The organism is Bradyrhizobium sp. MI1.7 (genome assembly GCF_055811795.1).
The window spans coordinates 1-5,791 of sequence record NZ_JBVVPO010000155.1 but is presented as its reverse complement, the minus strand read 5'-3'; the positions used below and the strand labels follow the sequence as shown (position 1 = coordinate 5,791).

The following is a 5,791-nucleotide window of genomic DNA, read 5'->3' as shown; positions in this document are numbered from 1 at the left end:
ACCTCCGCGCTCGAATCCGATCCTGAGTCACCTGTTTCTGTTTCTGGGGCGTCTCGCCTTTATTTTCGGCGGCTCGCTATTCGGTGTCGTGTTCTTCAGACATTTGCCGGAGATCAATCAGGGCGCCGATCTTTGGCTCATGTTCCGCCGGGGACTGCAACTCGTCGTATCGTTGTTCGCGCTATTCTGCGTCACGCTTGAACTGGAACGACTGGGGCGTGCGCTTGGAGGCAGCCAATAGAACTGACGGATGCCGGCCCTCCGCATCGTGACTGACATTTTTCCATTTAGCTTCTTGCCCCCAACTACCTCAATACCTGCGGTCGCATTGGCACAAAGGGCACTAGCCAAACACCCAGGTTCTGCTTGTCTGGGGCACGCCTTGCCCATCTTTCCAGCCCCCAAGCTTTCTTAGATTGGCGAGAACGTAGAAGGCCCCGGCGCGGTCAGCAACTTCGCCGGGGCCGGTTAACACGTGGGGTAGCTAAGACGATGGACGCAGAGGCTGAGCGGCAACGCGGATTGCAATTGGGACGCCGCTGGGCGGAGCATGCTTCGGCGCATGAGCTTACGACTATGGTGAGCGGCTCGTTCGATGATCTCAGCCAAATTCTGCCAGCGGATACGTCTGATCATTTCGTCGGCGGCTTTCGCGAGGGCGTGTTGCGCGTCTGGCGCGGGGCTTAGGCCTCAGCACAAGGGCGCCCGGATGGGGGACCAAGCACCCTTGCACCCCCATCGTTGGCCGATCCAGGTGTGAGTTCTAAGGGACTGCTGGACAAGCCGACGAACGCTGGATTACCGAGCGAATCAATAGCTGAGTCCCTTGCCGCAATTGAGGCGGTTGCATTTTTCGACAATGCGGCACTGACCAACAGTGCCTTACCGCCGCACTCCCACGCGATTGACGCCGCCATTTGCGTTGCCGCCGACGTTATGACGGACCGCAGCGCGCGCCACGGGACGAGGCCTGAGCACGACGCCAGCCCTCGCAACGCACCCGACCGGATATTCAACGTACTGGCAATACACGACCGCCTTGGCTGGCGTTGGATTGAGCGTGAGACCCGCCAACCCCAACAGGAAGCTGGCGGCAATCCCGGCAACTGTCGCCGACTTGATCGAGAGACTCTTTGTCCGATGCATGGTGATCCTCCCTTTCGCCGCGAACCGATGGAGATGCACCGGGCGGCCAAGCGTTTGTGAGCGGTAAGGAGACTAGGTGATGTTGACGTAGGTCAACGCTGGAGGCGACGTCGCTCTCAATAGCACGGGGGGTATGGATAGTAACCGCATTGCCGGCGGTGATAGTACGCTCCCGTGGCCGCTGCTCCGACGGCAGCCGCACCTACAGCAGCTCCATAGTACCCGCGCCGATACGCGCGTCTATGCACTCGCCTATTAACCCCCGCAACGCTGCCAGGTGTGAGCGGACGACCGACACGAGCGTCAGCTTTCTCGACGGAGATAACGACAGTCCCTTCTGGTGACCAGTGAAACGACACGGGCGCCAAGCACAACATCGCTGCACCGAGGGCCGCGCCGAGCACCGTTGAATTTTTCATGTTCTTGCTCCTAATTGGTTTCTTGGGACGTGCTGGTGGACGCGCGGCTACTTTTTCTCTTCGGCAGCACCGTCATGCCGCTCTTCGCGCCGCTCCGTGCGCCCCGTCCGTCGCGCCTGACGCCGTTCTGTTCGCCCTGTCCGTCGATCCTGACGCCGTTCGGTGCGCCCCGTGCGTCGTTCCTGACGCCGCTCCGTACCCGACTGCGGTGTCTCAGTGGAAGGCGCTGCGGGCGTGGTCGGTGCGGTTGAGGTCTGAGCGCCAGCATCTGACACCACCAGAATTGCAGGCGAGGCCACGAGCCCGAACACGGCTGCGTATCCACAAAGAGCAAGAGCGCCTCGACGGCTGACCATCGATTCCGAACGTTCACCCATATCTCAAACTCCCGGTCTCCCGCCCTTTTGCAACTGGTCCATATTCCGGAGTGTGATTATTGATCTAAATCAACCTTGAGGCATGCGCTCGCCGACGATGGACGCTGGCAACGGCACGAGCCTTTACCCACGCCAGCGCGAGGGGGCGTCTCCGAAACGGACCCGCGCTGTGCGCAAATCCAAGACGGAACCCCGCAGCCGGCTCGTTCGGGTGAAACGTGGATGGAGCGAAAAGAATGAAGAAGATCTTGTTGAGTGGTGTGGGCTTGCTGGCAGTGAGCATGGCGGCACCCGCGTCAGCGGCTGATCTGGCTGCTAAACCTTACGTCAAGGCCCCGCCCCCGGTGGTCGCGCCGATCTATGATTGGACCGGTTTCTACATCGGTGCTAACGGCGGTTGGGGGCAAAGCCACGGTTGTGTGGATTTCGTGACGCCCGCAGGAACAGTCGCAGGTGGTTGCGCCGATCGCTCCGGGGGCCTCGCGGGCGGACAGATCGGGTACCGCTGGCAAACCAACCAGTTTGTGCTCGGCCTCGAAGCGCAGGGAGATTGGGCCAACATCAAGAACACGCGCGTCAGTCTAATCGATCCATTGATCTCGACCACAGGCAAGATCGACGGCATCGGGTTGTTGACGGCGCAACTCGGTTGGGCGTGGAACGCCTCCCTATTCTACGTGAAGGGCGGCGCCGCCGTGACGCGCAATCGCTTCGATATCTTCAACAACATCACCGGTGTCGGCTTGGCCTCGGCAGGCCACACGCGCTGGGGCGGCGCCCTGGGCGTCGGCTGGGAATACGGCTTCACGCCCAACTGGTCGCTCGGTATCGAATACGACCACCTCTGGATGGGGCGTGATAATTCCGGCTTCGCAGGCGTGGTTACTCCCGGAGGGTTCACCCTGACCGGGAGCGGCGTCAGCCAAGATGTGGATATGGTCACGCTTCGGCTGAACTATCGCTTCGGTGGATACGGTGCCCCGATCGCGGCGAGATACTGATCACACCAGTCGCGCAGGCCAAAGCCCCGGTTCGTCGGGGCTTTTTTGCGGGTTAACCATCCCAAGCGCTTGCTGCATCTTAAAATATCTAGGGTCAGAAGCAGCGGTCAAGACAAGTGCGGCTCGACACCGGTTGACCGACGACAGCCGACATTGAACCGGCACCAGATGCGATTGTGAAATGGTTCACAGATCGCAAAAAAATTCGGGGAACGTTCCTTCGAACGTTTCTTGTTTCTGTCATCTAAGTGCGCAAGAATTGGAGGGCCAGGATTTAAAGCCCCGGCCAAGGGGAATTTCGGCGTTGGGAGGAAAAATATTCTGCTCCAGCGACGACTAGGAATGTTGCCTCGGGGCACCTCACCCATGAAGCAAAAAGGAAATGAGACAGTAGCGTCAAGGAAGGCGATGATGATTGACGACCAGTTGGCGCGTGCACACCGCAACAATATTCAACGCTATCGCCACTTATTGCAGACTAGCGTGACAGAGGTCGAGCGCCAGTTTGTCGAAAGGCGCTTGAGTGAAGAGCAATCGAAGCTCGAACTATTGATCGTCTCGTTCTCAAATGAAGTGCACCACGATCCTTTCAGAGGACCGGACAGCCGCTTGACTTAAGTCGTTCAAGCGGTGGTGGACCGGCGGTCGCTGCCCGTCGGCAAACTTCTCCGCATCGGACCGGCAACCCGCGCGAAGATGAGCTCGCTTAGTGTCTACACTGGCCCGACATGCGAACTCAGACGTTGGAGTTCATGCAAGCCAACTTTGGCAAAGAGGCGCGCGCTTTCCGCCATCGGACGTATCCGATCATTTCGTTGGCGGCTTTCGCGAAGGCGAGCTGCGCGTCTGTCACGAGCCTAGGCTCAGCACGTACGCTCGATGCGGAACCGAGCGCCTTGTACCCCCATCGTTGGCGGTCACGAGGTTACTCTCTAGATCGTGGCACAAGTCTAGCTGCACTCGTTTCCAAATTCGCCCATCGAAAGCAGCGTTCTAAAACATAGCGCATTCGAGAATTTTTCCTCTCCCTTCATGCGGGCAAAGCGTGCCTTCATGCGCCGCCCGACATGACCCGTACAATCACGGTGCTAGAATCGCAGCTCTCCTGTTAGAAACCGTCAGACCTACCTCCCCATGTAGTGGGATATCCTGCTCGGAATGAGATCGGTCGCTGGTTCATCGCGGCGGAGCTTGGGCGAGAGCTGCTGCTCGTCACTGCGCTCTTCTAGGTCACGGCTGACGTAAGTCTTGGGGAGTCACGTGTTGGGGTTTGTGCATGTTGTGGATGACGACAGTGCCTTCCGAATAGCAGTCGAACGTCGCCTCAAACTCGCCGGGTACGAAGTGGCGACCTATGCGTCGGCTGAGCAGTCGTTGGATCGACTACCGGACGACTGTAGACCCGGCTGCATTCTCCTCGATGTGCGACTACCGGGAGTGAGCGGTCCTGAGCTCCAGGCGCAATTATACGAACTCGGTTCGACGTTGCCGATTATATTCTTTACGGGCTTTCCCGACATCCAGACCACCGTACAGGCCATCAAGGCGGGCGCAGAAGATTTTCTGATCAAGCCCGCATCTTCCGACGACCTACTTCGCGCAATTGAGTGCGCGTTCGCTCGTTACGAAGTCACGCGCGCCAAAAAGGAGGAGCTGGATGCGGCTCGCGCTCGTGTCACGGCACTAACGCCGCGTGAGCGGCAAGTGTTCGAGCTTGTGGTTCAGGGCAAGATCAACAAGCAAATCGCGTACGCTATAGGCTGTACCGAGCGTACGATTAAGGCACATCGCCATCAGGTGATGGAAAAAATGCAGGTCCAGTCATTGGCGGAACTTGTCGCCATTGCCGAGCGTATGGGCTATCGCCCGAACGGGCCGTCTCCTCACCTGCCTTAGACGAACCAATAAGCGGTTCCAGCGGTTTGACAGGAGTAACGCGCTCATTGGACCCAGCAAAACTCGGCTGCGTCTTCGTCCGTGAAATCAGGCATTAACTCTTCCTATTGACACAAAGTGCAATAGCCAAACACTCCGCCTGTGATTGTCTAACAACGCGCTTTTTAGATCTCTCACAGAGCCCTAGGCCCCCAAGATCGGCGGCAGCGCGCTCGGCCCCGGGGCGGGCGCAAGTCCTCGCCGGGGCCGCTTAAACGTTGGATGATCGAGGACGGGGACGCGGAGCAGGAGCGACAACGTGGTTTGCAACTAGGCCGCCGATGGGCGGCGAATGGTCCGGCGCATGTGCGTGCGACAAGGCTCGAAGCTTGAACTCGGGATCTAGCCGGGGGTAAAATGACGCCGACTTGGTACGTTACCTTTGAAGCTCAGAAGCGTGGCATCCTGCCAAAAAGCCGCAGCCCTCGCGGGACAAAGACGTTTGCAACAGAACATGAAGCAAAGGCGTTCGCTATAACGAGGCTAGGTGGTTTGGCGCTATTTGCCGGCACGATCAATCCGCATTCTCCCAAACAACTTATTCCATCGTCGCGCGTCCATACTTGGCTCTATGGGGAACAGGTGGAAGGCGGCGGGTCGTAGAAATTACGGTGTCGGAGTCGAATGGGTGCCGGCTTGACGTGCATCCAGACAAGCCTTAATTGGCGGCGACGGCGGCAGGCGGACTAGACCCCAGCGTCTCAGTAAACGGCCCGATAACCGCAAATCTCCATCATCGGCCCGACTAGCGCATAATCATCATCACGAACTCACACAGAGCCGTCGCTGACCTCAACCCGGCGACGGCCGTTTTGTTGGTTGCACTGATGGACTATCGTAAGCGCTGTTTCGGTCCCACCTTCCATTGAAGGCGTCGAGCGAGGAATGATCGATCTCTGATTGGAGATCGGCT

General features: G+C 58.7%; 4 protein-coding genes and 1 pseudogene. 4 read left to right on the top strand and 1 reads right to left on the bottom strand.

Going from position 1 to position 5,791, the window contains the following annotated elements; genetic code table 11:
• Positions 1-241 (top strand): annotated as a pseudogene (locus AC0L3X_RS46415) (hypothetical protein); the annotation flags it as partial.
• A gap of 641 nt (positions 242-882) precedes the next feature.
• On the opposite strand, the gene AC0L3X_RS46410 reads toward AC0L3X_RS46415, so the two are convergent.
• The gene (locus AC0L3X_RS46410; protein WP_084795037.1) at positions 883-1,146 is read right to left on the bottom strand and encodes a hypothetical protein; all 264 of its coding nucleotides are present in this window, start codon (positions 1,144-1,146) and stop codon (positions 883-885) included.
• A 1,032-nt stretch (positions 1,147-2,178) separates the two neighbouring features.
• Between AC0L3X_RS46410 and AC0L3X_RS46405 the strand changes: the two genes are divergently transcribed.
• The 3 genes from AC0L3X_RS46405 to AC0L3X_RS46395 all read left to right on the top strand — a co-directional run bounded on the left by AC0L3X_RS46405 (position 2,179) and on the right by AC0L3X_RS46395 (position 4,839).
• Entirely contained in the window at positions 2,179-2,943 is a 765-nt protein-coding gene (locus AC0L3X_RS46405; RefSeq protein WP_063981924.1) for an outer membrane protein, read from the top strand.
• Between the two features lie 411 nt (positions 2,944-3,354).
• Positions 3,355-3,561 carry a hypothetical protein gene (locus AC0L3X_RS46400; RefSeq protein WP_167768322.1) on the top strand — a complete coding sequence of 69 codons (207 nt, stop codon included), beginning with the start codon at positions 3,355-3,357 and terminating at the stop codon, positions 3,559-3,561.
• A 642-nt stretch (positions 3,562-4,203) separates the two neighbouring features.
• Positions 4,204-4,839 (top strand): response regulator transcription factor, encoded by a 636-nt coding sequence (locus tag AC0L3X_RS46395; protein ID WP_063981922.1) that lies wholly within the window; start codon positions 4,204-4,206, stop codon positions 4,837-4,839.
• Positions 4,840-5,791 lie beyond the last annotated feature (952 nt).

What these genes read in the sequence shown, in the direction of transcription:
- AC0L3X_RS46400 (WP_167768322.1), top strand. Translation starts at nt 3,355, where the DNA reads ATGATTGACGACCAGTTGGCGCGTGCACACCGCAACAATATTCAACGC.
- AC0L3X_RS46410 (WP_084795037.1), bottom strand. Translation starts at nt 1,146, where the DNA reads ATGCATCGGACAAAGAGTCTCTCGATCAAGTCGGCGACAGTTGCCGGG.
- AC0L3X_RS46405 (WP_063981924.1), top strand. Translation starts at nt 2,179, where the DNA reads ATGAAGAAGATCTTGTTGAGTGGTGTGGGCTTGCTGGCAGTGAGCATG.